Annotated in this window: 8 protein-coding genes and 1 pseudogene; 7 read left to right on the plus strand and 2 right to left on the minus strand. The window is 45.9% G+C overall.

Features of this window, described 5'->3' with window-relative positions:
• Positions 1 to 12: 12 nt before the first annotated feature.
• From K3T83_RS37595 to K3T83_RS37615, 5 genes are read left to right on the plus strand one after another with little or no spacing between them, the layout of a single operon-like run.
• Complete coding sequence (locus tag K3T83_RS37595) at positions 13 to 7887, plus strand: non-ribosomal peptide synthetase/type I polyketide synthase (RefSeq protein WP_220208030.1); 7875 nt, start codon at positions 13 to 15, stop codon at positions 7885 to 7887.
• Positions 7887 to 11309 (plus strand): non-ribosomal peptide synthetase, encoded by a 3423-nt coding sequence (locus K3T83_RS37600; RefSeq protein ID WP_220208031.1) that lies wholly within the window; start codon positions 7887 to 7889, stop codon positions 11307 to 11309. The genes K3T83_RS37595 and K3T83_RS37600 overlap by 1 nt, the downstream gene beginning before the upstream one ends.
• Complete coding sequence (locus K3T83_RS37605; protein ID WP_220208032.1) at positions 11299 to 18600, plus strand: non-ribosomal peptide synthetase; 7302 nt, start codon at positions 11299 to 11301, stop codon at positions 18598 to 18600. The genes K3T83_RS37600 and K3T83_RS37605 overlap by 11 nt, the downstream gene beginning before the upstream one ends.
• Before the next feature lie 21 nt (positions 18601 to 18621).
• Positions 18622 to 21033 carry a penicillin acylase family protein gene (locus K3T83_RS37610; protein ID WP_220208033.1) on the plus strand — a complete coding sequence of 804 codons (2412 nt, stop codon included), beginning with the start codon at positions 18622 to 18624 and terminating at the stop codon, positions 21031 to 21033.
• Between the two features lie 18 nt (positions 21034 to 21051).
• Positions 21052 to 22119, plus strand: a complete 1068-nt coding sequence (locus tag K3T83_RS37615) for a phosphotransferase enzyme family protein (protein WP_220208034.1) — start codon at positions 21052 to 21054, stop codon at positions 22117 to 22119.
• Positions 22120 to 22399: 280 nt separating this feature from the next.
• Here the strand turns inward: K3T83_RS37615 and nusG are convergent, their stop codons facing one another.
• Both nusG and K3T83_RS37625 read right to left on the minus strand, forming a co-directional pair.
• A complete protein-coding gene (nusG, locus tag K3T83_RS37620; RefSeq protein WP_220208035.1) occupies positions 22400 to 22987 on the minus strand; it encodes a transcription termination/antitermination protein NusG in 588 nt (195 codons plus the stop codon).
• A 192-nt stretch (positions 22988 to 23179) separates the two neighbouring features.
• Positions 23180 to 24032 (minus strand): annotated as a pseudogene (locus K3T83_RS37625) (IS982 family transposase).
• 588 nt (positions 24033 to 24620) lie between these two features.
• Between K3T83_RS37625 and K3T83_RS37630 the strand changes: the two are divergent.
• Positions 24621 to 25604 (plus strand): ABC transporter ATP-binding protein, encoded by a 984-nt coding sequence (locus K3T83_RS37630; protein WP_220208037.1) that lies wholly within the window; start codon positions 24621 to 24623, stop codon positions 25602 to 25604.
• Between the two features lie 61 nt (positions 25605 to 25665).
• Positions 25666 to 26418: an ABC transporter permease gene (locus tag K3T83_RS37635; RefSeq protein ID WP_220208038.1), complete on the plus strand. Its 753-nt coding sequence runs from the start codon at positions 25666 to 25668 to the stop codon at positions 26416 to 26418.
• Positions 26419 to 26420: the final 2 nt, after the last annotated feature.

Here is a 26420-nt window from a genome sequence, read left to right on the forward strand (position 1 = left end):
GAGATGAGAAAAATGCTAACGTTCAATTCCTCTGATATCGCAATTGTCGGTATGGCTTGTCGTTTTCCCGGAGCACCCAATGTCACTGCATTCTGGGAAAACTTGCGCAATGGGGTTGAGTCTATCACCTTTTTCTCCAGGGACCAATTAGAGAAGGCTGGTGTACCTTCCAGTATAGTACACCAGCCAGATTATGTGGGAGCAGAAGGTCTCTTAGAGAATGCAGACTGTTTTGATGCATCATTTTTTGGCTACACGCCACGAGAAGCAGAAGTGATGGACCCTCAGCAACGTCTATTTCTGGAATGCGCGTGGGAAGCACTGGAAATGGCTGGCTATGATCCAGAACGCTACAAAGGTTCAATAGGGGTATATGCTGGAACTAATATAAATACCTACCTTTTATTTAACTTGCTTACAAATAAGAAAATAATACAATCTATAGGAGATTATCAGGCACGAATTGCCAGTGATAAAGATTTTCTTTCCTCTCGCGTCTCCTATAAACTTAACCTCAGAGGTCCTAGCCTGACGATCCAGACAGCATGTTCCACTTCCCTGGTTGCGGTGCATATGGCTTGCCAGAGTTTGTTGCGCTATGAATGTGATATGGCGTTAGCTGGGGGTGTGTCACTTTCTGTTCCCCAAAAAAGAGGATATCTTTATCAAGAAGGCATGATATTCTCTCCTGATGGTCATTGTCGCGCTTTTGATGCTAACGCTCAGGGAACGGTGCCAGGAAACGGCGCTGGTATTGTCGTCTTAAAGCGGCTTGCCGATGCCCTCAATGATAAGGATTCTATTTATGCAGTTATCAAGGGATCTGCTGTTAATAACGATGGATCTGCAAAGGTCGGATATACAGCGCCAGGTGTTCAAGGTCAGGAGGATGTTATTACAGAAGCTCTCACTTTTGCTGATATTGACCCACGAACAATTAGCTATGTGGAAGCACATGGAACAGCAACGCTTTTAGGCGATGTTGTAGAGATAACAGCTCTTACACAGGCGTTTCAAGCAGTCTCATCATCTAGAGAGAATGCTTATTGTGCTCTTGGCTCGGTCAAGACAAATATAGGTCATCTCGATGCTGCTGCCGGGATTGCCGGCCTGATTAAAACAGTATTAGCGCTGCAACATAAGCAGATCCCGCCTACTCTGCACTACAATACTCCAAATCCTACATTTGATATCGTCAATAGTCCTTTCTATGTCAATACGAAACTTGTAGACTGGTCAGCAAATGGCAGCCTTCGGCGGGCCGGAGTAAGCTCTTTTGGTATTGGAGGAACAAATGCGCATGTTATCCTTGAAGAAGCACCATCCACAATTCAACAGGAAGAGACGCCCCAATGGAGCATCTTGCCGTTTTCAGCAAAGACAGCATCGGCTCTCGCAGCAACACAATCGCAACTAAAAGATTACTTGAGTCAGCATTTAGATATTCCGCTGTCAGATATTGCATACACACTTCAAACTGGACGAAGGAGTTTTGAGCAAAGAGGCTTCGTTGTCGGCAAAAACCACGAGCATACTATTCTCGCACTAGAACAGATGGAGTCCGAACGCGATTGGCAATACGCCTCATCTCTATATGAGCGCCCTGTTGCCTTTTTATTTCCTGGTCAAAGCGTTCTTACCGCAAACATGACAGAGGAGCTTTATACTACCTGGAAAGTATTTAGTGAACACGTAGATCGCTGTTCTGAGATCCTTCAGCCATACCTGGGCATCGACTTACGCAATCTTCTCTATGCATCGCAAGAGAAGAGCCACGAACAATTGCAACGTGCTTCAATTTTACAACCAGCCCTGTTTAGTGTTGAGTATGCTCTGGCCCAACTCTGGATGCATTGGGGGGTGCGCCCGGCAGCAATGGTTGGTCACAGTTTGGGTGAATATGTAGCTGCTTGTCTCTCTGGCGTCCTTTCGCTAGAAGATGCCCTTGCTATAGTAGCAGAACGTGGGCGTTTAGTAGAGATGCTTCCACAGGGAAAGATGCTAGCTGTTTTGCTTTCAGAAGAACATATATTGCAATATACAAGCGAACACATTTCTTTGGCAGCCGTCAATAGCCCGGAAATGTGTGTAGTTTCTGGACCCTGCTTGGCTATTGAAGACTTACATGATCGTCTCCGCGTAGCAGGCATACCGTGTCAAGAACTCGCAAGTTCACATGCCTTTCATTCAGCCATGCTTGATCCGATTCTTGAAACTTTCGCGCAAGAGATAAGGAAGCGATACCAGGGGCGGCCTCAGATACCATATGTATCTGGCCTGAGCGGAACCTGGATTACAGAACATGGGACACTTGATCCAGAATACTGGGTTGGTCATTTACGGCAACCAGTGCGCTTTTATGAAGGGATGTGTCAGCTCTTATTAAAGGACCCCGAATTTATTCTGTTGGAGGTCGGACTTGGGCGCACATTAAGCCAGTTGGTGCGCCGCTATAAAGAGGTACAACCATCACATAAGATTGTACCATCACTTACATCTCTAAAGAATAACCGTTCTGGGAATGCTGCCCTGTTGGAAGCAGTAGGGCAATTGTGGCAGGCTGGCAGGCCGATATCCTGGACAAACTTCTATGAAGAGGGGCAATATCAACGTGTGCCATTGCCAACGTATCCCTTTGAGAAGCTGCGTCATTGGATCGAGCCTTCTTTACAATCAGATGTATCCACTATGCTGCCTCAGATTGCAGGCAGAAAACTATCTGATGTTACTCGCTGGTTCTATTTTTCGGCCTGGAACCAATCAATCATTCCTGTTATTGACAAAAGTGATACTGCAAGTAATAGCAAACAGTGCTGGTTACTTTTCTTAGATAATGTAGAAATAGGCTCTCAATTGACGGATTACCTTCAGCATACAGGACATACTATAGTCACGGTGTCCGCAGGTAAGGAATATAGTCGTTTAGATGAGCATGCCTATTATATCGCACCTGATGCCCTCGCGGATTACCAACTCCTATTACAAGAGCTTGAGCTTTTGCATATGGTCCCTGATGTAGTTGTACATTGTTGGAGTCTTTCGCCTGCATCTGATCGTGTAACTTCCTGTGACACCTTCCCGACAGCGCAACAACATGCATTCTATGGCCTCTTATTTCTTGTCCAGGCTATAACACAAAAAATTACAAATCCATTAAAGATGATCATTGTATCAAATGGCATCTGTAAAGTAACTGGGGATGAAATATTGCTCCCCGAAAAAGCGACGATTTTAGGACCATGTAAGGTTGTGCCACAGGAATATAGCAATATACGCTGCCACTACATTGATATTGAGCTACCAGAGCAAAACCCGCGCAAGAGAACGAGGGTTGTGCAGCAACTCATTGGAGAACTGTCGCGCAGCTCTGCTGATGAGACAATAGTAGCTTATCGTGGGGAACACAGGTGGGTACAAAATTTCATCCAAATGAAACAAGAAGATGTTCTTCAGCGAGGAAATCTATGGATACGTAGTGGTGGTGTCTACATTATAACAGGGGGGACTGGTAGAATCGGTCTAAAACTGGCAACACATGTAGCTACCCTCGCGCATATGAATATAAAACTTGTCCTCATAGGACGTTCTCCTTTCCCTCCTGAAAATGAGTGGAAAGATTTGCTCATTGAACACGAAGAAGAGGATATGCAGACGCGCAAATTGCGTGTCCTGCTAGCACTGAAACAAGCCGGAGCCGAAGTAAGTGTTTATACAACAAATGTAGCTGATGCTGCTCAAATGAAGGCGACAATTTCCTCGATACTTGAGCGCTATGGAGAAATCCACGGTGTCATTCATGCGGCTGGTCCCAACAAAGGAGATGCATTTCGCCTCATCGCTGAAACCGATCAAGTACAATTTGAAGCACTTCTGGCAACAAAAGTAGAAGCGCTCTCTGTCCTTGAATCTGTGCTGCATGGTCTTCATCTGGATTTCTGCGTGATTCTTTCCTCATTAGCCTCTGTACTTGGAGGATTGGGGCTGGCATCTTACACTGCGGTCAGTAACTTTGTGGACGTTTTTGTGCAGAGGCACAATATGTACCACGAGACACCGTGGATAACGCTCAATATGGACTACTGGCGCAGTCAGACTCGCACTCTGCCACCTGAGATTGAGGCGAGAACAGAGCAGCAAGCTATGACAACACAGGAAGGAATTGCTGTTTTTGATTACCTCTTCCATTGGCCCCAATTTCAGCACATTATCATCTCCACGGGCAATTTACAAGATCGCATTGAACAATGGTTGCTGATGAAAGTCCAGAAACAGATGCAAGAGAGCATCGTGGAGATGCACCTTCTCAGAGTGGAACAGGCAGGACAGAATGCTCTTTTTTCGGACGCTCCTCAAAGTGAACTGGAAGAGAAGATAGCAACGATCTGGCAGGAGCTTTTAGGGCTGAAGGGGATTGGCATCCATGAAAACTTTTTTGAACTAGGAGGTCATTCTCTCCTGGCGAGCCAGATAGTATTCAGGGTTCGTACTGTAACTGGCGTAAAAATTCCTTTACACGCAATATTTGAAAAACCAACAATTGCAGGGATGGCAGAGGTTATTCAGAATCAGAACCAGCAGACACTCGATGAGTCGTTGCTTTCGCTCACTATTGAACCAGAACCAGAACACCGACACGAACCGTTTCCACTTACCGAGATGCAACAAGCCTATTGGATTGGACGCAGTGGGGCACTCGCAATAAGTAATGTGTCGATCCATTTATACATAGAGCTTGAAAGTGAAGCACTGGATATAGAACGGTTTAACCAGGTCTGGCACCGGTTGATCAACTATCATGATATGCTTCGTGCTGTCCTGTTACCTGATGGCAGGCAGAAGATACTGCCAGTGACACCATATTACAAAATTAATATGGTTGATTTACGCAAAAGAGATAATGATCTTGTTCGTATGGAATTGCAGGCCATTCGTCAACGTATGTCTCATCAAAGACTCTCTATTGATATATGGCCTCCGTTTGATATATGTGCGGTGCTGCTTGACGAGAAGCGCGTTCGGCTCTGCTTCAGTATAGATGGCCTTTTTGCTGACGGGCGCAGCTACTACATTCTGTTTCATCAGCTTGTTCGCCTGTATAAAGAACCTGGCTATACACTGCAACCACTGACATTCTCGTTTCGTGATTACGTTCAGGCGTTGAGTAAACTTGAGGAACTAGAGGTATATAAACAAACGCTGGCTTACTGGCTTGCCCGTATCCCTACATTACCACCTGCGCCACAACTTCCATTGAAGGCTGTTCCTACGACCTTAAAACAGTATCAATTTATTCGTAAAAGCGCCAGACTTACAGGCGGTACATGGACCCATTTGAAGACCCAAACAACTCGTCGTGGTCTTACGCCTACCAGTTTACTACTCACTGCTTATGCAGAAATTCTCTCGCGGTGGAGCAAATCCCCACATTTTACCATTAATGTGCCTATATTCAATCGCTTACCTCTCCATCCTGAAATGGAAAGAATTGTTGGCGAATTTGCTTCCTTTACGCTATTAGAGGTCGATCATTGTGAGTTAGCCACGTTTGAAGTTCGGGTACAACGTATTCAAAAGCAATTATGGAAGGACCTGGAACATGAATATGTAAGCGGTGTACGCGTACTACGAGAAATGATGAGACAGCAGGGAAGAAGTGAGGCAATGCCAATTGTCTTTACAAGCTTTCTGAATCTGGGAGCTGCTGTAGAAGGGGGTTCTCCGTTAGAGGAACTAGGCAGTGTTGTTTATTCGATAGCGCAAACTCCACAGGTTTGGCTTGATTGTGTTGTGGAAGAAATAGGGGATACTCTCCTCGTACGTTGGGATGCTGTGGAAGCTTTATTCCCGGCAGGGATGATTGATGATATGTTCGATAGTTATATGCGCTTGCTCCATTTCTTAGCATCTGAAGAACAGAGTTGGAGTACCCTGAATAGACAGTTCGTGCCTGCCCGACATCACGCCCTATACTCCGCTATCAATGCAACAGAGAAAGACTATAGAGCGAAGGAGAGCTTACACGCCTTATTCGAGGAGCAGGTGGAAAGGACTCCTGAAGCAGTGGCGGTGGTCTATGAAGACGCGGCTCTCAGTTATGGGGAGTTGAACCGACAAGCCAATCAGCTCGCCCGCTATTTGCAGCAACAAGGTGTTGGCCCGGAAGTGCGCGTGGGCCTCTTTCTTGAACGCTCACTAGAGCTGGTGATTGCGTTGTTGGCAATCCTCAAAGCGGGAGGAGCCTATGTGCCCCTGGATCCAACCTATCCCGCTGCACGCTTGCGCTTCATGATACAAGATGCCGCAGTTCCGTTCATACTCAGCACAGAAGGGTTACGTCAGAGATTGCCCGAAGAGCAAGCAGGCATCGTGTGTGTGGAAAAGGTCAGAAGCCTGTGGAAGCATAGTGGGGAGAATCTGCATGTGGTGACAACAGGGGAGAACCTGGCCTACGTGATTTATACTTCTGGCTCGACCGGACAGCCCAAAGGCGTCATGAATACCCATGCTGGCATCTGTAACCGCTTGCTCTGGATGCAAGATGTGTATCAGCTGGAGCAGGATGATCGCGTCTTGCAGAAGACACCTTATAGTTTCGATGTTTCCGTCTGGGAATTCTTCTGGCCGCTCTTGTCAGGAGCAAGACTTGTAGTAATTCCTCCGGAAGAGCATCGTAATCCTGCTGCATTAGTAATGCACGTGATCAGGCATGGAATCACAGTTCTGCATTTCGTACCAACGATGTTGAAAGTATGGTTGGAGGAACCGGGGCTTGAACAATGCCAGGGCATACGCCGACTGATCTGTAGTGGGGAAGCTCTTTCCCCACAGGTGGCTCAGACCTTCTTTGAACGTTTGCCAGGCCAACTGCATAACTTATACGGACCGACTGAGGTGGCAGTGGATGTCACCCATTGGGAATGTTCACGCGAAGCAGCAGAGGACTCCATCCCTATAGGCCAACCCATAGCCAACACTGACATCCTGATCCTGGATCAAGAGATGGCCCTTGTACCACTGTGGGCAACGGGCGAAATCTATATCAGGGGAAAAGGGCTGGCAAGAGGCTATCATGGACGCAGTGATCTCACAGCCGCCAGCTTTGTGCCCGATCCCTTTCGTGAGGGAGAGGGAGGACGGCTCTACAAAACAGGAGATCTTGGCAGATATCGGGAAGACGGCAGCATAGAGTATCTGGGAAGAGTGGATCAGCAGGTGAAGATACGTGGCTTTCGGATCGAGCTAGGGGAAATCGAATATACCCTGTGCCAACATCCTGCCGTGCAAGATGCCGTCGTTCTCCAACGAAAAAATAACTCTGATATTGTGAGCCTCATCGCTTATATTGTATTGGATAGTTCCCTTCCTGCGCCCACTTCGTCGGAAGAACTGCATCTGTTCCTCTCTCAACGATTACCAGAATATATGCTTCCTTCAGCTTTTCTGTTCCTTGAAGCCTTACCACATACTACCAGTGGGAAAGTAGACCGCAACCAGTTACCCATGCTAGAGGGCAAAAGAAACGATTTACAATCCAACTATGTAGCACCTGAAACGCCTGTGGAAGTCGTTATCGCGGACCTATGGGCAGGTGTGTTACAACTGGACCAGGTCGGCTTACAGGATAATTTCTTTGCCATTGGGGGTCACTCGTTACATCTCATACAGATCCTGTCACATACACATAAGCTCTTCCAGGTAGATGTGCCGATGCAAAGCATCATGCAAGCTGCGACCGTTCAGAATATGGCACAATTACTGATTGAACATGAAAAGTACAAGGGGCAAGTAGAACGCATATCTCTTGTTTTATTAAAAATAATAGATATGTCAGAAAAAGATAGAGAGAATATATTGAAGTTAAAAAAGAGCAATAGGAGAGATGATTAATGAAGCAAGAAAAAAGGATCCGTATACATGAAATATCTCAGGGCCATTTTGAGTTATTTAAGTATCTCCTTGCTGATGAAGGAGTCGAACGGGAACAAGAAACTACAATTCATGCACAACTCTATGATGGCCCGTTTGTCCTCTCGTTCGCCCAAGAACAGATGTGGTTGCTACATCAACTGAACCCAGAAAGCGCAGTATACAATGTCCCCTTTGCGCTTCGTTTAAGAGGCTCACTTAAACAAGAGGTACTTGAACAGAGTTTAAATGAGATTGTACAAAGACATGCAATTCTGCGGAGTATTTTTCCTGATACAGCCGGGCGGGTACAGCAGGTGGTTCTCCCATCGGCCCCAATCTCCCTACGTTCTATAGATCTGAGTAGTAGTCCAGAAGCAGCGAGAGAAGATGAGGCATTAAAACTCATACAAAATGAAGTTGAGCATCCTTTTGACCTGGCTTCTGGTCCCCTTTTACGCGCAACCCTTCTATCCTTAGATGAGCAAAGCTTTATCCTGATCCTTGTGCTCCATCACATCATCTCTGATAGATGGTCACTCGGAAATTTTGTACGAGAAATCAGTACTCTCTATCTAGCTTTTCTACGAGGAGAGGCATCAGCATTGAAGCCTTTACCTATTCAGTTTATCGACTACGCAGAATGGCAACGTGCTTCCTGGGAAGGAGACGCACATAAGGCAGAAAGAGACTATTGGCTGCAACAATTGGCCGATGCCCCCCTCGCTTTAGAGCTTCCGACTATGAAGCCGCGACCAATGCTACAAACGTTTTGCGGCGCTACTTACGAATTTGAGATCCCTACTGAGCTTTTGAGCTCCCTTCGTCTTCTAAGCCAGCAAGAAGGGGTCACTTTATTTATGCTATTGTTAGGAGCATTTCAAACGCTATTGCTTCGCTATACAGGTCAACAGGACATTTTAGTAGGTTGCCCCATCGCAAATCGAGATATCCCAGAGTTAGAATCTCTCATCGGTGTGTTTATCAACACACTCATTATACGTACACGACTTTCTGGAGATCTTACCTTCCTAGAATTGCTAGCCAGAGTTAAAGAAGTAGCCACAAGTGCCTATCAACATCAACATATACCTTTCGGGCATCTGGTAAAACAATTTGAACATGTGCGAGATGTAAGCCGCAACCCTCTTGTACAAGTAATGTTTGTTCATCACAGCATGGCGTTGCCAACCTTTGCGCTTCCTGATTTAGAACTGAGTCCATTGGTTTTGGACACGCATACAGCAAAGGTTGATCTTACCCTCTATATTGAGGATGAAGCCGAGAAATTGAAGGGAGCAATAGAATATAATACCGATCTGTTTGATCGGGCTTTTATTGCTAGCTTCACTCTTAGTCTTCAGATGTTGTTAAAGGGAATCGCTTATGATTCCCGCCAACGCCTTTCTGCACTACCTGTTCATTCCCCACTAGATAAATATTCTATCTGTAAAGACTATAGAGCGAAGGAGAGCTTACACGCCTTATTCGAGGAGCAGGTGGAAAGGACTCCTGAAGCAGTGGCGGTGGTCTATGAAGACGCGGCTCTCAGTTATGGGGAGTTGAACCGACAAGCCAATCAGCTCGCCCGCTATTTGCAGCAACAAGGTGTTGGCCCGGAAGTGCGCGTGGGCCTCTTTCTTGAACGCTCACTAGAGCTGGTGATTGCGTTGTTGGCAATCCTCAAAGCGGGAGGAGCCTATGTGCCCCTGGATCCAACCTATCCCGCTGCACGCTTGCGCTTCATGATACAAGATGCCGCAGTTCCGTTCATACTCAGCACAGAAGGGTTACGTCAGAGATTGCCCGAAGAGCAAGCAGGCATCGTGTGTGTGGAAAAGGTCAGAAGCCTGTGGAAGCATAGTGGGGAGAATCTGCATGTGGTGACAACAGGGGAGAACCTGGCCTACGTGATTTATACTTCTGGCTCGACCGGACAGCCCAAAGGCGTCATGAATACCCATGCTGGCATTTGCAATCATATGCTCTGGATACAAACTATCTTTATGTTGGTGTCAGATGATCGGTTGTTACAGAAGACGCCTTACAGTTTTGATGCATCTATCTGGGAATTCTTCTTACCGCTCTTGTCAGGTGCTCAGCTTGTTATGGCGTATCCAGGAAGACACCAGGACCCACAGTATCTTATAGAAGCCATCAAGCGTTATCAAATAACGCATTTACAGCTAGTACCAACGATGTTGAAAGTATGGTTGGAGGAACCGGGGCTTGAACAATGCCAGGGCATACGCCGACTGATCTGTAGTGGGGAAGCTCTTTCCCCACAGGTGGCTCAGACCTTCTTTGAACGTTTGCCAGGCCAACTGCATAACTTATACGGACCGACTGAGGTGGCAGTGGATGTCACCCATTGGGAATGTTCACGCGAAGCAGCAGAGGACTCCATCCCTATAGGCCAACCCATAGCCAACACTGACATCCTGATCCTGGATCAAGAGATGGCCCTTGTACCACTGTGGGCAACGGGCGAAATCTATATCAGGGGAAAAGGGCTGGCAAGAGGCTATCATGGACGCAGTGATCTCACAGCCGCCAGCTTTGTGCCCGATCCCTTTCGTGAGGGAGAGGGAGGACGGCTCTACAAAACAGGAGATCTTGGCAGATATCGGGAAGACGGCAGCATAGAGTATCTGGGAAGAGTGGATCAGCAGGTGAAGATACGTGGCTTTCGGATCGAGCTAGGGGAAATCGAATATACCCTGTGCCAACATCCTGCCGTGCAAGATGCCGTCGTTCTCCAACGAGAAGACAATGCCGGTAATAAATCTTTGATAGCTTATATTTTGGTAGAAAAGAAGAATAGAGATTTCTCGGGAATCTCGATTAACAGCCTGCGCAGTTTTCTCAAGCAAAGGCTGCCTGAATATATGATACCTGCAAGCTTCACAATACTGGAAGAACTGCCTCTGACCCCAAGCGGTAAAATCAATCGTTCAACTCTCCCTGCACCTGATGGTTCACGACCAATATTAGAAGAGGCATTCATACAGCCGAGGACACAGGCAGAACAACGTGTAATAGCCGTCTGGAAACAGATATTGGGTCTGGAACAGATTGGGGTCTACGATGACTTCTTTGCTCTAGGTGGTGATTCGATCCTCTCAGTCCAGGTTGCCGCCATTCTTGTGCAGGAGGGTTTTGCCTGTACACCCAGACACCTCTTTCAATATGCCACAGCAGCATCTCTGGCCGCAGCAATTGAAAAGGTGCAGGAGGATGAGAATAAACAAACAGATTTAAAGACTTCAGAGCAAAAGCAATTATCATCTCAACAATTCAACACTTCTGACTTTCCTGCTGCTCGTCTTGAACAACAGGAATTAGAGCGTTTTCTACGTAAGATTACAAAAGAGATCAATCAGGAGGAGCTTTATGAAAATTGAAAATATTGAAGATATATACGAATTATCGCCGGTACAACAAGGAATCCTCTTCCACTCACTTCGCTCCTCTGGGACAGGTATTTATATAGAGCAGCTCTGCTGCACATTAGAAGGCGATCTTGATGTTGCAGCCTTTGAGGAAGCGTGGAAACGAGTAGTTTTGCAACATTCGATTTTACGCACAGCCTTTTATTGGGAAGAACTGGACAAACCTCTCCAGGTCGTTTATAAAAGCGCAAGCCCGGTGTTAGAATGCTTGGACTGGCGTGATTGCTCAGACGCAGAGCAACAAAGCCAACTAGAACTGCTTATTTCGGCAACTGCAAAACAAGGTTTTCAATTGTCCAGTGCGCCATTAATACGCTTACATTTGATACGACGAACAGAAGTTAATTACCGCTTCCTTTTTAGCTTTCATCATATTTTACTGGATGGACTCTCGCTCTCTCTTCTATTAAGAGACCTTCTACACACCTATCAGGCTCTTTGTGCGGGAGAAGACGACAATTTGCCATTGCCTCGCCCATATCGCGAGTATATTACCTGGCTTCAGGCCCAGGAGCATGCGCAAGCGGAGGACTTTTGGCGAAAACAGTTAGCCGGGTTACGCTCTCCTACGCAACTAAGTATAGAACGGAGTGTTGCAGCACAAGAAACAGATTTACAGGAATACGCACACCAATCGCTCTCGCTCTCAATGACATTATCTAAGCGCCTTCATGCCCTGGCCCGTCAGCAACGAATAACACTTAATACTATCATGCAGGCATGCTGGGCAATTGTACTAAGCCGTTACAGTGGACAGCGTGATGTGCTTTTTGGCATGGTAGTATCAGCTCGTCCAGCAGAGTTAAAAGAAACGGCTGGCCTTTTCCTGAACACGTTGCCTTTACGCGTCAAGGTAGAAAGTAATCAGCGACTCGGCCCGTGGTTGAGAGTATTACAGGCACAACAAAGTTCACTACAGCAGTTTAACTATATCCCCCTTGTGGATATCAAGCAATGGAGCGAGATTCCTGCCCACCAGCCTCTCTTTGAAAGCGTGCTTATTTTTAAGCATTTTGTTGCAGAGGCCGCATACCAAGATTTAGACGCAAAGCTGACGATCAAAGAACCACAACCAATTGAAAGAAATAACTATCCTCTCTCTCTCGGCATAGTAGCGGCCCCGGAAAGAGAGATTACAATTGTCATGGACTATCATAGCAATCGTTTCATAGAAGAAGATATTATGCTGGTGTTAAAACATATCAGTATGTTGCTAGAAGGGATGGTGGAGGAGCCAAACAGAACACTCGCCAATTTGCCAATGCTGACCCAGGAAGAGTTCCAGCAACTCACAAGAACCTGGAATGCGACTCAGCGCGCTTACCCGCTGCAAAAAAGCCTCCCCCAGTTGTTCGAGGAGCAAGTCTCTCGTACCCCGCAGGCTGTGGCCTTGCTTGCCGAGGAACAGACTCTCTGCTATGAGGAGTTGAACCGCAGAGCCAATCAACTTGCTCATTACCTCAACAAAAAAGGGGTTGAGCCAGAAACATGTATTGGGCTGTGGATGGACAAATCGGTGACGATGGTGATCGCCATGCTCGGCATTCTCAAAGCCGGCGGAGCCTATGTGCCACTGGACCCAGGCTATCCAGAAGAGCGGTTGCGACTGATGATTGAGGATGCAGGGATTACCCTGGTGGTGACGCAGGAGCATCTGAAAAACGCGGTCAGAAGAAGCGGAGTCGAGATAATCTGTGTAGATGGGCAGCCAGAGCAAATAGCAAAGGAAAGGGTGGACAATCCAGGCAAGGAGATCAGTGGAGAGCATCTGGCTTATGTTATCTATACTTCTGGTTCGACTGGCAGGCCAAAGGGGGTGATCCTCGACCATCGTGGACGCATCAACAATTTTTGTGATTTCAATGAACGCTTCAATGTTAACACCAGAGACCGCTTGCTTGCGCTGGCACCAGCAGGTTTTGATATGTCTACCTATGATATCTTTGGAATGCTGCTGGCAGGCGGAACTATTGTCCTGCCTGCTTCTGGAGCGGGCCCCGATCCAGCACAATGGATTAAGCTGCTCCATCAACACCAGATCACTATCTGGCATTCAGTACCAGCCTTGCTGGAGATGCTCATTGATTACATCGGTGACAGAGAGGAACTCTATCCTCCTGCATTACGGTTAGCACTCTTAGGGGGTGATTGGCTACCTATCCATCTTCCCAGGAGCATTAGAAGGATCAAAAAGGATTTACAAATCATTAATCTGGGAGGATTTACAGAGGTTTCAATGGACTCTACAACATACGAAGTTCCCTACGAATTTGTTGGAATGAGGAGTGTGCCAGTAGGTCGTCCAATTGCAAACACTCAGCTTTATGTCCTCGATGAAGATTTAAATCCTGTTCCTGTTGGCATCGCCGGAAACCTATATGTAGGAGGTGTGGGGTTAGCACGGGGCTATTTCAATCGTGGAGATATTTCGGCTGAACGGTTTATCCCCCACCCGTTCAGTGATGAACCGGGGTCGCGTCTCTATAAAACAGGCGATTTAGCTCGCTATTTTCCGGATGGGAACCTTGAATTCTTGGGGCGAGTTGATTTTCAGGTAAAGATACGTGGCTTTCGCATAGAATTGGGCGAAATTGAAGCCGCATTACGTCTTCATCTATCAGTGCAAGAATGTATTGTTACTGCAAGAGAAGATATACCAGGGGATAAACGCCTTGTTGCTTATATCATCCTTCAGAAAGGCCATGAACCGATAGCACCTACCACTATTCGTGAGCATCTGAAACAGGTGCTCCCAGCGCACATGGTTCCCAGCGTATTTGTTTTTCTAGATACGTTACCGCTGACCCCCAATGGGAAAGTAGACCGTCAGAGCTTACCAGTTCCACAAGATGTGCAGAACAGATTGCCGCAGGATACCAAAGGCCTACGAACTCCATTGGAAGACATACTACTAGGAATATGGGAGGACATACTAGGTGTTACGCATCTGTCTGTAGACGATGATTTCTTTGAGGCGGGTGGTCACTCTCTTCTTGCGACTCAAATTATTGCTCGTTTAAGACGAACTTTGCATGTCGAGATTCCACTGAAAAGCCTGTTTGAAGCGCCCACAATAGCAAGCTTTGCTCATATCGTGCAAACTACCTTACAACAACAGCAAGATACCCTGATCCCTTCACTCCACCCCACCCACTTCCAGGGCAATGCTCCCCTATCCTTTGCACAGCAACGATTGTGGTTCCTTGACCAAATGAATCCCAACGATCCAGCTTATAATATCTCGGTTAGGTTGCATCTATCTGGGAACTTGAATGTTTCAGCAGTAAGGCAGAGCTTGAATCAAGTTGTCGAGCGCCATGAGATTCTACGTACCACATTTGTCGTTAGGGAAGGAAAGCCAGTACAACAGGTAGTACCGGCCATGAGTATCCCTATACCGATTGTCGATCTCCGAAATATCGATAAAAAGGAGCAGGAAAAGCAAATAGAACTTGCCACGCAAAACGATGCTTTAATGCCATTTGACCTGAAGCATGGGCCACTTTTGAGAGCAACACTTTTACAGGTAGGCTCACAAGACTATATATTTCTGTTTACAATGCATCATATTATTTGTGATGGGTGGTCATACCGAGTACTTGTTGACGAGCTGGCAGTGTTATATGAACATATTGCCTTTGATACCTCAGAGCAACTGCCAGCATTACCTCTTCAGTACTCTGATTACGCAATTTGGCAAAGAAAATGGATGCAGGGGACATTACTGGATCAACGTCTTGCATATTGGCAGATGCAACTTGCAGGCGCGCCACCTCTTCTTGAGTTACCTATTGCTCGTTCCAGACCTGCAATCCAAACATTCCGAGGGAAACAACATATATTCAGACTTTCCCCTCGGATGCTGGAGCTGCTACAGCGATTAAGTCAACGTTCTGGCACCACCCTGTTTATGGTACTTCTTGCCGGCTTTCAGCTTCTTCTGGCCCGTTATAGCGGACAAACAGACATCTTAGTGGGAACTCCTATAGCAAACAGGGCCTATACAGAGTTAGAAGCTTTGATCGGCTTTTTCGTCAATACAGTAGTGCTCCGTACACGGATCTCAGGAGAACTTACCGTCTGGGAATTGTTAGCCAGAGTGCGAACGACCGCTTTAAACGCATACGCCTATCAGGATCTCCCATTTGAAAAATTGGTTGAGGTGTTACAACCAGAGCGTGATTTAAGCTACAGCCCACTCTTCCAGATTGCATTTGTGTTACAGAATGTTCCTCCTCTTACCCGTACTATATCTGATCTTACTGTCAAGCAACTGGATGACGCAGTTGTTGCAGCCAGAGCAGACCTCACCTTAAACATGTGGGAGGATCAGAACAGTCTATTAGGGGCCTTTCAGTACAACACAGACCTTTTTGAAGAAGTTGACATTATTAGAATGGCACAACACTATTGCACGCTGTTAGAAGGGATGGTGGAGGAGCCAAACAGAACACTCGCCAATTTGCCAATGCTGACCCAGGAAGAGTTCCAGCAACTCACAAGAACCTGGAATGCGACTCAGCGCGCTTACCCGCTGCAAAAAAGCCTCCCCCAGTTGTTCGAGGAGCAAGTCTCTCGTACCCCGCAGGCTGTGGCCTTGCTTGCCGAGGAACAGACTCTCTGCTATGAGGAGTTGAACCGCAGAGCCAATCAACTTGCTCATTACCTCAACAAAAAAGGGGTTGAGCCAGAAACATGTATTGGGCTGTGGATGGACAAATCGGTGACGATGGTGATCGCCATGCTCGGCATTCTCAAAGCCGGCGGAGCCTATGTGCCACTGGACCCAGGCTATCCAGAAGAGCGGTTGCGACTGATGATTGAGGATGCAGGGATTACCCTGGTGGTGACGCAGGAGCATCTGAAAAACGCGGTCAGAAGAAGCGGAGTCGAGATAATCTGTGTAGATGGGCAGCCAGAGCAAATAGCAAAGGAAAGGGTGGACAATCCAGGCAAGGAGATCAGTGGAGAGCATCTGGCTTATGTTATCTATACTTCTGGTTCGACTGGCAGGCCAAAGGGGGTTATGATTGAGCACCGGGCTCTTGTAAACCGGATTGCAGCCTTTATAGATATCTTTTCCTTAGATGCAAGTCACAGACAACTTCAACTCAGTTCAATCTCGTTTGATATCTCCGTGGAAGAAATTTTTCCGACCCTCTGTAGCGGTGCCTGTTTATTACTTCATAGGACGGCAAAAGACGAATCAACAATCGAAGTTTTGGCAGCCTGCCAACGATTCGGGATTACAAAGCTGAATACTACTCCTTCTTACTGGCACCAGTTAGCGCTAGATGCAAAACTCTTTCGTCAATCTATACCTGGCTCGCTCAAGTTTCTCGTTTCTGGGGGAGAACGCCCTTCTATCGAGAGGTTGAAGGATTGGACCAGCATGCTACAACATCCTTCAAGTTTCTTCAATGTATGGGGGGCAACTGAAGGAACCATCTTTTCTACTATGTACGAACAACCATTAAAGCTGGAAGCACTTGAAAATCGTGGTTCGTTACCGATTGGACATCCCATAGCGAACACACAAACCTACATACTGGATGAGTATTTCAATCCCGTACCAGTTCTAGTTCCAGGTGAGCTCTATATTGGAGGCGAAGGCATTGCTCGCGGCTATTTATGCCAGCCAGATTTGACCGCTGAGAAATTCATTCCAGATCCCTTTAGTAAAAAGTCAGGCTGGCGTTTATACAGAACTGGTGATAGAGGGCGTTATCTCCGAGATGGTACAATCGAATTTTTAGGGCGCATGGATCATCAGGTTAAGATTAGAGGGTTTCGTATTGAATTAGGGGAAATTGAAGCGGTTCTGGCTCAACATCCCATAGTCCAAAAGGCCGTCGTTCTTGTGAAGGATGAGATATCTGGTGATAGAAAACTCATTGCTTATATCGTTGCGAAAACACTGCAAACAGAAATTGAGAGTAACATACACAATTTCCTTACGGAGCGTCTCCCCGATTATATGATCCCAGCGCAGATAATTCCTCTAGAGGCACTACCCCTGACGCCAAATGGAAAGGTAAATTACCAGGCACTCACTGAGATTGTACTCCTGCAACGGGATGAGATAACAAAACATGCACTTCCGCAGACATGGACCGAACAAAGGGTGCTTGATATCTGTATCCAGGTTCTCGAGGTGCCGACGTTAGGCATCTACGACGACTTTTTCAATCATGGTGGTCACTCCCTACACGTGGCAAGAATTGCTGCCCAAGTCCAGCATGAGCTTCAAGTAGAGCTTTCCGTATTGAATATCCTTGAAACCCCTTGTGTCGCCGATCTTGCACGGCAAATCGATATGATGCGTAGCGAACTTCAGTCCACCCGGATCTCACCATTATCGGTGCTCTTTGAAGAGGCAACCGCTGAACATAAATGCCAGCAGAAGTATGAACATAGTCCGATTCTTGGCTTCTCCACAACTGGCTCTAGATATCCCTTTTTCTGTATCTGCCCTGTAAACGGTGGAATACTCCCCTATATGAACTTGTCTCATCAACTTGGAAGTGATCAACCTTTCTATAGTTTACAAGCGGTCGGGCTCAAGAATGAGCAAGATCTTTATTCCGATCTAAATGCACTGGTCAGTTGCTATATCCAGGCAATAGAGAAGATTCAAATAGCTGGCCCTTACTTCCTAGGAGGTTGGTCAATTGGTGGCGCTGTTGCATTTGCAATAGCGCAACAATTGGCAATGAAACAGGAGGTTGCCATGCTAGCTCTATTAGATAGCTCTGCAGAGCTATACTTTGAGCAAAAGAATCCCTTGCTAGAGGATGATACAACAGCTCTCATTTCCTTTTTACAAAACTTGAGAATGCATTTTGATGGTGAGATATCTCCAACAAGAGATGCAAAAACACCGAAGGACACTTTGCATGCCGAGATTCGGTATGCACACGAAAACAATATTCTACCGCATGAGATAGGGTTAGAACACATTCGGCGCCGCCAGGAGATGTTGAGAATCCATGCCCGAACTATCAGCCAGTATGGACCGCAGGTGTATTCAGGAAATGTAACCTTGATACGTGCGCACGAGGGAGCGCAGCAATTCTCGACTGACCCGACACTAGGCTGGGGAAAGTTGGTCTCTGGCTCAATGCAGATCATTGACGTTCCGGGCGACCATTACTCTATGTTTGCTTCACCTAATATTCAGGTCTTAGCGGACCATCTTCGTTCCTGTCTTTTAAAGAATGCAACAAAGCGCTCACTCTCATGATAGAAAGGACTCCAGATTGTTATGACAGCATCAACCAACCGTACCAGCCTTGCAAGCTCAATGAAAAAAGGTCTTGCCAAACTCATCAGTCTGGGCGCGATTGCCATTTTACGCTCTTCGCTACCAGCGCGTAAAGGGAAAAGCACTTTGCCGGGTCTGAAAGGAAATGTAGAAATTGTGTGGGACCATTGGGGTGTCCCACACATTTATGCTATTAACAACCATGATCTCTTCTTTGCACAGGGCTATGTCCATGCCCTGGATCGACTCTGGCAGATGGAGTTTCAGCGCCGCTTAGGACATGGAAAACTTTCGGAAGTTTTTGGATCGCGCACATTAACGCTTGATCGCTTTTCGCGAACATTGGGATTTGGAACAATAGCGCAGCAGGAGGTGGAAAAGCTACCCTATGAGACACGCGCGGTGATACATGCCTATGTAAATGGGATAAATGCGTATATCCGGCAAATAAGGCATCAATCCCCCATCGAATTCAAACTTTTACACTTGCGACCAGAGCCATGGAAAGAGAATGACGTGTTGGTACTGGGTAAGATTTTTGCCCTCAACCTGTCCGAAAATTGGACAAAGGAGTTTTTACGGGGAAAGATTCTTGCAGCAGTAGGGACAGAACGAGCAGAACAATTAGAACCTCGCAAGGGCAAAACACTTTCGCCTGATGATGAAAAATATTGGCTTTTCTCGAAGGGAATTTCACCTATCTCCGGTTTACCAAACCTTATAACAGAGAATGGAATCGGGAAGGGAAGCAATGCATGGGTTGTTGGCAGCGCGCACACGGCTGAGAGCAAACCTATTCTAGCCAATGACCCACATCTCCCGTTGCAAATTCCTTCCACCTGGTATGAAAATCATCTTGTGGGTGGAGACTACCATGTAACTGGTGTTAGTCTTCCTGGTGCTCCTGGAGTTATCATCGGGCATACAGACCAGATCGCATGGGGTATTACAAACAGCATGGTGGATACACAGGATATCTTCCTTGAGAAATTTGACCCTGAAGATATAGTCCGTTATCGCTTTAAGGATAACTGGAAACAAGCCGAGGTCAGGCGCGAGGAGATTCGCATAAGAGGGCAGCATACCCCTCACGTCGAAGAAGTTCGTATTACCCGGCATGGTCCGATTATGGATGCATTTCTTCCTGCTGAATTGCAGGACAATGCAGATACGGTGATATCTTTTGCTCTGCAATGGACCGCCCTCCAACCTGGCGACCTACAAAGCGCAATCCTTAAAATGAATATGGCCCATGACTGGGAGAGTTTTCTGGCAGCAGTTGCCCACTGGACTTCTCCATCTCAAAATTTTGTCTATGCCGATGTAGATGATAACATCGGTGAGGTTTTAGGTGGAGACATCCCTTTTCGCACACGAGGAGACGGGCGCTTGCCTGTACCAGGGTGGACAGGAGAATATGAGTGGGTTGGGATAATGCCCCATACGGAACTACCTCACTTGCTTAATCCAGACACAGGTTTTATCGTATCTGCAAATAACCAGCTTAACGTTCCATCTGAGATATCGGCTGAATGGGACGTTGGCTATCGTGCAAAACGCATCCACGAACTACTACAGCAGCAAACAACGCATACAATAGCGACAACAGCAACAATTCAGAGGGATCAATTAAGCTTGTCCGGTTTACTTCTGGTTCAACTGGTTGCTTCATTACCTCCGCAACTGGGAATTGCAGAGGAGGCGCGCCAAATATTGCTCTCATGGAACGGAGAAGTTAACTCAGATAGTATTGGAGCCACGATTTATGCGTATTTTATTGACAATCTTACAGAAGAGGCATATGATGAAATTGGATTTCTCCTCAAGAAGATTGTTATTGGTCCTGGTGCTGTCCCTGGAATGAGCTATCTTCAACATGCTGTGCCAGATATCTTACAGCGTGCAAGCTTACGTGAAGATAACTGGCTTCCCGAAGGGAGGCAATGGGACGACATCATCAACAAAGCATGGGATACATCAATTGTTGAAATCCAGCAGCTATACGGCGACGATATCACACAATGGCACTATGGAAGGTGGCATCAATTGACACTACGTCATCTCTTAGGAGCAGGATTCTTTCTGGATGCCGTATTTAATCGTGGAGCATTTGCTACTGGTGGTGATATTAATACCGTTTGCATGGGATATATACCACGCCAGACGGGACGTACAGCGGCTTATGTTGGGCCTTCTTATCGGCAAATCTGTAATCTCGCAAATTGGGGCCAGAGTGTCAGTATGCATGTACCTGGGCAATCGGGCCATCTGGCAAGTAAACACTACGATGACTTACTTCCGCTCTGGCTGGACTGCGAATATCATCCTATGCCCTGGGAACGTCCTCAAGTTGAAGGTATAATGAAAAGCCGCCAAATACTAACAGCAGTTTCTAGGAATTTCATTTGTTAAAGCAGGAAACGATTTAATATGACAACCAGTTCAACATCATCACAAGAAAAACACGCTGATATTTTCCCAGTCACATATTCGGTACTTTCGTCCGATATACTACAGGAAAGAGTTCTTTCCCATTATGCTTTTGAAGCTCCCATAACATGCAGATTGCTTGTTCATGGCTTTCATGATCATTACCTTGTGCAAACAGCAAATGGCAAATATATGCTGCGTGTCTATCAGGCTCCACGCTCTATAGGGCGCACCTGGCGAACCTCCTCAGATGTGCTCTATGAGATTGACCTATTATTGCATCTACATCGAAAAGGGGTTGCCGTGTCAGTTCCCGTCGCACGTAAGGATGGTACATTGCTCCAAACGTTACAAGCACCTGAAGGGCCAAGACAGGCCGTCCTTTTTACCTACGTAGAAGGCGTGGAGCTCTCTCCTGCCAGCATTGATGAAATGGGAAGCAGACTTTATGGTAGCACAGTAGCAGAGCTTCACAATGCAGCCGATGATTTTACTAGTACGCATGCGCGGTTTTCATTGGATCAGGTATTTCTGATCGAGGCATCACTGAATGCGACTCGACCTCTACTTGTTGAACAACGCCAAAAGGAATGGAAGTACCTTGTACAAACTGCACAATTAGTAAAGGAGCGTCTTGAGTGGTTCGTACAGCAGGGATTAGAAACAGGGGCATGTCATGGCGATGCTCAAGGAGGAAACGCCAGTCTGAGCGGAGAAAAGAAATTGACCTTTTTTGACTTCGACTGCTGTGGATATGGTTGGAGAGCATACGAACTGGCAGTCTTTTACTGGGCTGCGGCATTAGGGAAAAATCGACTGGGAAAAAGCGCTGAAGAGGTAGAACAGCTATGGATGGCATATCTTGCAGGCTATCAGGAACGGAGGCCACTCAAAGAAATCGATAAACAGGCCATACCACTTTTGGTGATTGCCAGACACTTTTGGTTTCTAGGAGCCAATACAGCTAACTGGGATTATTGGGGGTGGAACAGAGCAGATGAGGCATTTTTTAAAAGAGAATTAGATTTTTTGCACGAATGGGTAGAGCACAAGATTAAGCCTGTATAGTATCTGCATTAGATTGTCGTAGGCAACTGAGATAGCAAACAGGTAGAAGCACTGTCAAAGCGCTGAGCTGTAGCCCGCAAACTGTGCACAGCCGATGAGAAACGCTTGTTCGCTTTTGGTAAGTCGTACTTCTACCCTACCTCCGAGAAGAATCTTGTCTTTTTCATGGCTTTTGGTTGGAGCAGTGCTCTCGTCTGCCCAACTACGCGTGATTTGCTAGCGATCAGGCTCAGGTGGGTCAAGGAAAACAAGCCAGATTCTTACAGAAAAATCGATCGATTTATTCAGAATATTTGATATTACGTCTTTTCCCTCTAGTTCCTCTTTTTCTTTGATATACTTGCTGGATAGGATTTTTTTCTATAGAGGCGACATCTACATAGGTTTCCTTCAAGCGTCCCAGGAATGTAAGAAGAACACGCACCCGTTGGGTTGAACTCATTGGTCCAACAAATATCATTTCTAGATCTTGGAGCGCCCCATTCTGTTTAAATCTTACTAAATCTCCTGGCGCAAAATCTGTCAGCATAAGAGGATCGAGATCTAGTGATCGCTGAGCAATTGTTTCCACAATACTTGAAGGTATGGGAGAGAGATCACCGCCAAAGTTCACGAGGCGTATAACCCCAGGAGTTGTATTTATTTGTCTCAAAGAGATTTTCTGCAAGTCAATCTGAGCAAAAATATATCCAGGAAAGAAAGGAACATGTTGTATCTTTCCTGCAGATTTAATCTTATATTCTGGACAATATGCTTTAATATTATAAATACGCTGAAATAAATCTTTTGCTAAAATTTCCTTTTTTAACCTACATTGAACTAAATACCAATGATTGTGGCCATCGAAAGAAGGAAGTTGAGGATACATGTAGACAGGACATCCTTTCTTCATAGTATAACTTACAACTTGCCAGTATCCGAATGAGAGTTGAGAACTAACCCGGTGAGCATAGAGTGGACAAGGTCTTGATAAAATCTCAGTGAATTTCTGGCAAGCCTCATGATTGCGTACAAACCAATGTCAGTACCTAATCCTAGTTAACGCGATGTGCAAGTTTTCTCAAACAACCAGCCGATCAAATTGAAGCAAAGGAGCCTGCTCTTGCTGATTGAAGAAAAAGCAGATGCCACAGATCCCTGGCCCAGACCCGCTTCATCTGGCAACGGTCGGTCAACTGACCGAAGACCGTATCGATGAGATAGCGGACGCGTCCCAAAACAGGACTGTGGGAGGCAGCAGCTTTAGGCGAATGGGCTTTTCGGAACGGCGCTTGCAACAGAATGCCCTTCGTGCGCAAAAACGTCTGCAGGTCAGGAAGCCAATAGTTGCGATCTCCCAACACCACGCCGGTTACTCCTTCCAACACGAGCGGGACGATTTCCCCATCCGCTTCATTGGCAGGAGCCAAAAACAGACGCGTGAGCAGTCCAGGCCAACTGAGTTGGGCATGCAGCCGAAAGCCATAAAACGTCTGCCGATCTGCGTGGTCTTTCCCATACCTGGCTTCGCCTCGAAAGCGGACACACCAAGGCGCACGAGCAAAACGACAGACCGGAACCGGGACACTATCCACGATGGACAAGCTCGGATCGTCGCTGATCGCTTCATCACGCAGCCAACACCACACACGTTCTTTAATGCCCCACAGATTGGCTGCTTGCCGCACGAAGGTCGTGCGATGCAAGCTCACAAGTGCCGGAAAGAAGTGGCAATAATGACGTTGAAAGTAGGTCAACAGGGCCTTATCCTGACTCAGGCCCAGATAACTTCCCACGATTTCCATCGTGATCACTTCGCTATCCGACAACTTTGGGGCTGGCCCTCGTGTTCGCAGCCGATCGTCTGTGAGTATCATTGGCATCATCTCGTCAATCACACAAAAACATGTGATAATAAAATCGTCCAAGTTCATGTGGTTTCTCCTCAGAAAGTGGTTTAGGTTTTTTCTGAGAATACCCCATGAGCTTTTTCTTTGGCAAGGCAAACTTGCACATCGCGTTAGTTAAACTGCGATTGGCGCTTTCTGGAAATTTCATCTAAAAACGTGAACGACGTTTTGCTCATAACAGTAATGTTGCTCTTGTAGACAAAGCATAGCAGGAAGGGGAAAAAATTCCCAGGACGAAAGGCGGTCATCTTGGGGTCACATTTCTCTAAATTCATGTCTATCTGTTTTTACCGTTATTGATGAAATCGTATTTATATGTCATTTGAATCGCTTGCTGCCAAAGACCCCTCAACAAAGTACTGATCATCATAGTAAGTGAGATTTGATTGGGCAGCGCCACCCTCTCAACCCAGGAACAATTTATCAATTGCAACTCGCTCAACTCTCCACTAGCAACACAGTCTCCGCTACTTAACAAGAAATGTAGCGCTTGATGCGAGACCTGACTGATCTGCAATGGCTCCCTTTAGCTTTTGCTGATCTTATTGACTGGTAGAAGGCTCCCGTAACTTACACCAAACATTTAACTAGCTAGGGCAAAAGGATTTAATAATGGAAAAGCATATTATAAGAGTAGAGCATCTATCAAGAGATTATAAAACTTTTAAACGTTTTCCTGGGGCTAGAGGATTATTACATTCTTTTTTCTCCAAAGAATATGACATTAGACATGCAGTAGATGACGTTAGTTTCTCTATCAAACGCGGAGAACTTGTTGGCTATATTGGTCCAAATGGGGCTGGAAAATCAACTACTTTCAAGATGCTTACTGGGGTGCTAGTTCCTACTTCCGGCTCTATAAAAGTAGATGAGCTTAATCCTTTTAGGTATCGACAGCAACTTGCACGTCGTACGGGGATTGTATTTGGGCAGCGCTCACAACTTTGGTGGGACTTACCATTACGAGATTCAATGGAAATTTTGCGTGCAATTTATCAGATCCCAAAGGAGATATATAAGCGCAATATTGCCGAGTATATGCAAATACTTGAAATCGATAAATTGCTTAATATACCGGTTCGTCAACTTTCTTTAGGCCAACGTATGCGCGGAGAACTTATTGCTGCTTTCTTACACAATCCAACAATAGCCTTCTTAGATGAGCCTCTATTAGGGCTTGATATCATTGCAAAGGAATGTGTGCGTCAATTCATTAGTGAAAGCAATCGTAAACTTGGTACTACAATTATCCTCTCCTCGAATGATATGGTAGATGTGGAAAGATTGTGTCAAAGAATACTCATCATCGACGGAGGAAAATTGCTTTATGATGGCACAATTGAAGAAATTAAACGTCGTTTTGCACCCCATCGGAGACTCACAGTGCATATGGCAGAAGGATATTCTGATATTTGGGCTAGTGAGGCTAAAATTGAGCAACAAGAAGCAACACGAATTACATTTCGTTTCGAACGTACAGTGAATCCTCAGCAGATTATTATCGATCTCAGCAAACGGTATGTGATTAATGATCTTATCATTGAGGAACCTCCTTTGGAAGAAGTGATTCGAGAGTTATACGAACGAAAAAACTAGCAGTGAATCGAGGCCTCAAATGTTACACTGTTATCTTAAATTGATGCAGGCAGAGTTAAGGATGGTATTTGCATACCGTATTGCATCCATAGTCTGGATCGTTGGCATGCTATTACGTATTTATTTCCTTCTTGTCTTCTGGATTGCAGTTTATGAGGGTAATAAGACATATAATGGGATAACGCTAACCGCAATGATCACTTACTCTACACTCAGTATGATACAACTAAACTGTATTACTTATAGTGATATTAGACAGAGCCTTCTAGATCGTGTTCGCGAAGGCAATATTATCATCGATTTATTTCGCCCCTATAAGTTTCTCTATGCAATGTTTGCAAGAGCTATAGGAGGCTTAATATCAACTATACCAATAGCAGGGGCAACTCTTGTCATAGCTATTTTATTTAAAGGTATGCAATTACCTTCATCTCCAGAAGCAGGATTTGTCTATCTAATCAGTTTACTTCTAGGTTTTGTGTTGAACTTCCTCATCTCTATCATTATTGGACTTACAGCATTCTGGACACTTGAACTCTCTGGCATCAACTGGGCGTCTAATTTACTTGTAGGTTTCTTGTCTGGTGCGCTTATTCCTTTTTGGTTTCTGCCACCCACCGTACAACAGATCACTAACTTACTCCCCTTCCAGGGTATTATCTATATTCCAATATCTATTTATATTGGAAAAATTACTGGATCAGTAATGTGGTTTGCTATCTCTAGTCAATTACTCTGGATTGGTATTTTGTCAATAACGGTTTCATGGATCTGGAAAGCTGCGCAACATAAACTTGTCGTACAAGGAGGATGATA

The organism is Reticulibacter mediterranei, from assembly GCF_016587455.1.

Excerpts from the sequence above, each read along its gene's own strand:
- K3T83_RS37635 (WP_220208038.1), top strand. The coding sequence starts at position 25,666 with ATGGTATTTGCATACCGTATTGCATCCATAGTCTGGATCGTTGGCATG.
- nusG (WP_220208035.1), bottom strand. The coding sequence starts at position 22,987 with ATGTATCCTCAACTTCCTTCTTTCGATGGCCACAATCATTGGTATTTA.
- K3T83_RS37615 (WP_220208034.1), top strand. The coding sequence starts at position 21,052 with ATGACAACCAGTTCAACATCATCACAAGAAAAACACGCTGATATTTTC.
- K3T83_RS37610 (WP_220208033.1), top strand. The coding sequence starts at position 18,622 with ATGACAGCATCAACCAACCGTACCAGCCTTGCAAGCTCAATGAAAAAA.
- K3T83_RS37605 (WP_220208032.1), top strand. The coding sequence starts at position 11,299 with ATGAAAATTGAAAATATTGAAGATATATACGAATTATCGCCGGTACAA.
- K3T83_RS37630 (WP_220208037.1), top strand. The coding sequence starts at position 24,621 with ATGGAAAAGCATATTATAAGAGTAGAGCATCTATCAAGAGATTATAAA.
- K3T83_RS37600 (WP_220208031.1), top strand. The coding sequence starts at position 7,887 with ATGAAGCAAGAAAAAAGGATCCGTATACATGAAATATCTCAGGGCCAT.
- K3T83_RS37595 (WP_220208030.1), top strand. The coding sequence starts at position 13 with ATGCTAACGTTCAATTCCTCTGATATCGCAATTGTCGGTATGGCTTGT.